This is a genomic window from Streptomyces sp. NPDC005302 (assembly GCF_040607345.1).
GTDB lineage: Bacteria > Actinomycetota > Actinomycetes > Streptomycetales > Streptomycetaceae > Streptomyces.
In genome coordinates this window covers 1-5,266 of the sequence record NZ_JBEXGN010000049.1, presented here as the reverse complement: position 1 = coordinate 5,266, position 5,266 = coordinate 1, and the positions used below count along the sequence as shown (strand labels likewise).

Sequence of the window (5,266 nt, the reverse complement as noted above, 5' to 3'; positions counted from 1 at the left end):
GGCAGAACGTCATCGTGGTCGCGTACTTGGTGAGGAGCAGCCGGGTGCGGCCCGCGGGCGCGACGAGGAGGTAGCGCAGGGTGCCCGCGTTGGCCGCCGCGCGGTCGAAGGCCTCCATACGGGCCAGGAAGTCGGCGTTGTGCGTCGTCATGAGCGGCGGCACCTCACCGGGCGCCCGCTCTCCCCGTACGAGCACCAGTGCCTGCCCCTGCACCGTGCGCGGCAGCCCCAGCCAGCGCACCGGCTGCTGGACGGTGCGCACGGCGGTGACCTGGTCCCACGGGGTCGTGTTCGTGACGAAGAAACCCACCCGGCGCAGCCCCCGGGCGCTGACCCACACACCGACGCGCAACAGGCGCAGCGCGCACAGTATGGCGACGGCGGCGCCGACCATGCAGGCCGCGGCGGCGGGCACGGTGCCGGCGACGGCGATGATCACGGCCGCCGCGAGCACGAAGGAGGCCAGCAGCAGGACGAGCGCGGCGGCGCCGACCCGCCACGGGCCGGGCCGGTAGGGGCGCCGCCAGCGGTCGCGGTCGTCGAAGGGCAGCGCGACATCCTCCGCGGCCTCGTCAAAGGCGCGGTCCGCCGTCAGGAAAGGCAGGGGCACGACTGATCCTCACTCAATCCACGCATGGGCTGTGCCCGGTGAGGCTATCGAGCCGGATGCCGGGCCACCACCCTTGGGGGTCCGGATGAGTCAGCGGCCGTCCGACGCCTCGGAATGCTGCGTCTTCGCAGGTGACTGATCCTGCGACAAGGCGGGCATCCCGACGATCAGGGACCCCGCTATCCCGGCGATGACCGTGAGACCGATGAGCCATCGGCCGACCATCTGCCCGGCGGAGGCCCGCTCGCGGGGCGGGGGAGTGACATTGCTGCGGAACTGGTCGGCTTCGGCGATGAAGGCGAAGGGGACGGGCTCGCGCCGACGGAACATGGGCGGTGCTTCTCCTTCCGGAGACTCGTGCTGAGGTGACGGTCCGGTGAGGGCGGCTCGAACGCATCGCCCTCACCCATACAGACGCACGAGTGCCCCATCAGGTGCCCTGAATCACCGAATTCGCAGAAGTTCGCCGCCGAATGTCTCGGCCCGGTACCGAACGCCCCGTTGTCGGTGCCGGGCCGTAGAGTGGTCGCCGCCCGAGCCAGTGATGGGAAGGACCCTCCGCACCGTGACCGACACCCCCGCCGACGACCTCAAGCCCAGCTTCCGCAGCGATGTGACCGTCGAGCTGATCAAGCACACGGCCTCCGACGCCGACGTGCTGTTCGCCGCCCGTGTCTCCACGGCCGGGGAGCAGTCGCTGCAAGAGCTGCAGAAGGACCCGGAGCGTTCCAAGGGCCTGATCAACTACCTGATGCGGGACCGGCACGGCAGCCCCTTCGAGCACAACTCGATGACCTTCTTCATCAGCGCCCCGATCTTCGTCTTCCGCGAGTTCATGCGCCACCGCGTCGGCTGGTCGTACAACGAGGAATCGGGTCGCTACAGGGAGCTGGAGCCGGTCTTCTACGTCCCGGGCGCCTCCCGCAAGCTGGTCCAGGAGGGCCGCCCCGGCAAGTACGTCTTCGTGGAGGGCACGCAGGCCCAGCTGGAGCTCACGGGCCGCGCGATGGAGGACTCCTACCGCCAGGCGTACGAGGCGTACCAGGAGATGCTCGCCGCCGGCGTGGCCCGCGAGGTCGCCCGCGCCGTCCTCCCGGTAGGCCTCTTCTCCTCGATGTACGCCACGTGCAACGCGCGGTCCCTCATGCACTTCCTCGGCCTGCGCACCCAGCACGAGCTCGCCAAGGTCCCGTCCTTCCCGCAGCGGGAGATCGAGATGGTCGGCGAGAAGATGGAGGCGGAGTGGGCCAGGCTCATGCCGCTCACACACGCGGCCTACAACGCGAACGGACGTGTGGCGCCGTAAAGCGCCTGTGCGCACCGGTCCGGCACAGATGTACGGATCAGCCGAGCGAAGTGTCCGTATTGCGGCATTTCGCGAAGTTCATCTAGCCTGATCAAACGGACCCGGCACTGCTTGAACCCCCGAGCAGGCAGTGCCGGGCTCCACCTTTGTCATGCTTTGTCGTGTCCCCCGAGGGCAGACCCCGGGTTGAGCAGCGAGTAGCGTGTTACCCATGGCTCCGACCTCCACTCCGCAGACCCCCTTCGGGCGGGTCCTCACCGCCATGGTCACGCCCTTCGCGGCGGACGGCGCACTCGACCTCGACGGCGCTCAGCGGCTCGCCACCCACCTGGTGGACGCAGGCAACGACGGCCTGATCATCAACGGCACCACCGGTGAGTCCCCGACCACCAGCAACGCGGAGAAATCGGATCTCGTACGTGCCGTGGTGGAAGCGGTCGGCGACCGCGCCCATGTCGTCGCGGGCGTCGGCACCAACGACACGCACCACAGCATCGAACTGGCCCGGGCCGCCGAGCAGGTCGGCGCGCACGGCCTGCTCACCGTCACGCCGTACTACAACAAGCCGCCGCAGGAGGGCCTCTACCGGCACTTCACGGCCATCGCCGACGCGACCGGCCTGCCGGTCATGCTCTACGACATCCCCGGCCGCAGCGGCGTCCCGATCAACACCGAAACCCTGGTGCGGCTCGCCGAGCACCCCCGTATCGTCGCGAACAAGGACGCCAAGGGAGACCTCGGCCGGGCCAGCTGGGCCATCGCCCGCTCCGGCCTCGCCTGGTACTCCGGCGACGACATGCTGAACCTCCCGCTGCTCTCCGTGGGCGCGGTCGGATTCGTCTCCGTCGTCGGCCACGTCGTCACCCCGGAACTCCGCGCCATGCTCGACGCCCACCTCTCGGGCGACGTGCAGAAGGCCACGGAGATCCACCAGAAGCTGCTCCCCGTCTTCACCGGCATGTTCCGCACCCAGGGCGTCATGACGACCAAGGCCGCACTCGCCCTCCAGGGCCTGCCGGCCGGTCCGCTGCGCGCCCCGATGGTCGAGCTGTCGCCCGAGGAGACCGTCCAGCTCAAGATCGATCTTGGCGCCGGCGGGGTAGAGCTCTGATCACAGACTTCACAACTGAATAAGCACCACCGCAGGCCATGGGCCTGCACCCCACACAGACAACTGCTACTGCACGAACGTCACGCGCGCCACGTGCCTTGCCAGGTACGTGGCGTCCGTGGTGAGGAGAGTCTTTTGAGTCATCCGCATCCTGAACTCGGCAAACCGCCGGTCCTTCCGAAGGGCGGCCTGCGGGTCACCCCGCTCGGCGGCCTCGGCGAGATCGGCCGGAACATGACGGTCTTCGAGTACGGAGGCCGCCTTCTGATCGTCGACTGCGGCGTGCTCTTCCCCGAGGAGGAGCAGCCCGGAATCGACCTGATCCTGCCGGACTTCACGTCCATCCGGGACCGCCTCGACGACATCGAGGGCATCGTGCTCACGCACGGCCACGAGGACCACATCGGTGCCGTGCCGTTCCTCCTGCGCGAGAAGCCGGACATCCCGCTGATCGGCTCCAAGCTGACCCTCGCCCTCATCGAGGCGAAGCTCCAGGAGCACCGCATCCGGCCGTACACGCTGGAGGTGGCCGAGGGCCACCGCGAGCGCATCGGCCCCTTCGACTGCGAGTTCGTCGCGGTGAACCACTCCATCCCGGACGCCCTGGCGGTCGCCATCCGCACCCCCGCGGGCATGGTCGTCCACACCGGCGACTTCAAGATGGACCAGCTCCCGCTGGACGGCCGCCTCACGGACCTGCACGCGTTCGCGCGTCTGAGCGAGGAAGGCATCGACCTTCTCCTCTCGGACTCCACGAACGCCGAGGTCCCCGGCTTCGTCCCGCCCGAGCGCGACATCTCGAACGTGCTGCGCCAGGTCTTCGCGGGTGCCAGCAAGCGCATCATCGTGGCGAGCTTCGCCAGTCACGTGCACCGCATCCAGCAGATCCTCGACACCGCCCACGAGTACGGCCGCAGGGTCGCCTTCGTCGGCCGCTCGATGGTCCGCAACATGGGCATCGCCCGGGACCTCGGCTACCTGAAGGTCCCGCCGGGCCTGGTGGTCGACGTCAAGACGCTCGACGACCTCCCGGACCACCAGATCGTGCTCGTCTGTACGGGTTCCCAGGGCGAGCCGATGGCCGCCCTCTCCCGGATGGCGAACCGCGACCACCAGATCCGGATCGTCCAGGGCGACACCGTGATCCTGGCGTCGTCGCTGATCCCCGGCAACGAGAACGCGGTCTACCGCGTCATCAACGGCCTGACCCGCTGGGGTGCGAACGTCATCCACAAGGGCAACGCCAAGGTGCACGTCTCGGGTCACGCCTCGGCGGGCGAGCTGCTGTACTTCTACAACATCTGCAAGCCGCGCAACCTGATGCCGGTCCACGGCGAATGGCGCCACCTGCGGGCCAACGCCGAGCTCGGCGCCCTCACCGGCGTCCCGCACGACCGCATCGTGATCGCCGAGGACGGCGTGGTCGTCGACCTGATCAACGGCAAGGCGAAGATCTCCGGCAAGGTCCAGGCCGGGTACGTGTACGTCGACGGCCTCTCGGTCGGTGACGTCGGAGAGCCCGCGCTCAAGGACCGCAAGATCCTCGGCGACGAGGGCATCATCTCGGTCTTCGTGGTGATGGACGCCAGTACGGGCAAGCTCACGGGCGGCCCGCACATCCAGGCCCGCGGCTCCGGCATCGACGACGCGGCATTCGCCGACGTCATCCCGAGGGTCACCGAGGTCCTGGAGCGATCGGCTCAGGACGGCGTGGTCGAGCCCCACCAGCTGCAGCAACTCATCCGCCGCACGCTGGGCAAGTGGGTCTCCGACAACTACCGCCGGCGCCCGATGATCCTCCCGGTCGTGGTCGAGGTCTGACCCCCGGAGCACGTCAACCAGGAGCGGGCCGCACCGATTTGCATCGGGGCGGCCCGCTCCAGTACGTTTACGTCTCCGCCTGAACGGAACCCGACAGCTTCGTGCCTCGGACCGAGTCCCCGAGGGGGCGGAAATTCCGACTCAGAACTTCTGATAAAGTCGGAGCCGCTGAAAAGGAAAGCGCGAAAGCGCGGAACTTGAAAGCACCGAGGAAATCGGGCCCGAAAGGATCTGATAGAGTCGGACTCGCTGGAAAGGGAAACGCGAAAGCGAAAACCTGGAAAGCGCCGAGGAAATCGGATACGGAAACGGTCTGATAGAGCCGGAAACGCAAGACCGAAGGGAAGCGCCCGGAGGAAAGCCCGAGAGGGTGAGTACAAAGGAAGCGTCCGTTCCTTGAGAACTCAACAGCGTGCCA

The 5,266-nt window shown here is 68.1% G+C and carries 4 protein-coding genes and 1 pseudogene; 3 read left to right on the top strand and 2 right to left on the bottom strand.

Going from position 1 to position 5,266, the window contains the following annotated elements:
- Positions 1-94: 94 nt before the first annotated feature.
- Positions 95-610, bottom strand: a pseudogene (locus ABZT74_RS34505) (hypothetical protein); the annotation flags it as partial.
- Between the two features lie 90 nt (positions 611-700).
- Entirely contained in the window at positions 701-940 is a 240-nt protein-coding gene (locus tag ABZT74_RS34500; protein ID WP_355868161.1) for a hypothetical protein, read from the bottom strand.
- Between the two features lie 235 nt (positions 941-1,175).
- Here ABZT74_RS34500 and thyX point away from each other — a divergent pair, with 235 nt between their 5' ends.
- The 3 genes from thyX to ABZT74_RS34485 all read left to right on the top strand — a co-directional run bounded on the left by thyX (position 1,176) and on the right by ABZT74_RS34485 (position 4,848).
- Positions 1,176-1,916, top strand: coding sequence for an FAD-dependent thymidylate synthase (gene thyX / locus ABZT74_RS34495; RefSeq protein ID WP_356178787.1), 741 nt, complete (start codon positions 1,176-1,178; stop codon positions 1,914-1,916).
- A gap of 211 nt (positions 1,917-2,127) precedes the next feature.
- The gene (dapA, locus tag ABZT74_RS34490) at positions 2,128-3,027 is read left to right on the top strand and encodes a 4-hydroxy-tetrahydrodipicolinate synthase (RefSeq protein WP_356178789.1); all 900 of its coding nucleotides are present in this window, start codon (positions 2,128-2,130) and stop codon (positions 3,025-3,027) included.
- A 135-nt stretch (positions 3,028-3,162) separates the two neighbouring features.
- Positions 3,163-4,848 carry a ribonuclease J gene (locus tag ABZT74_RS34485; protein WP_355868170.1) on the top strand — a complete coding sequence of 562 codons (1,686 nt, stop codon included), beginning with the start codon at positions 3,163-3,165 and terminating at the stop codon, positions 4,846-4,848.
- Positions 4,849-5,266: the final 418 nt, after the last annotated feature.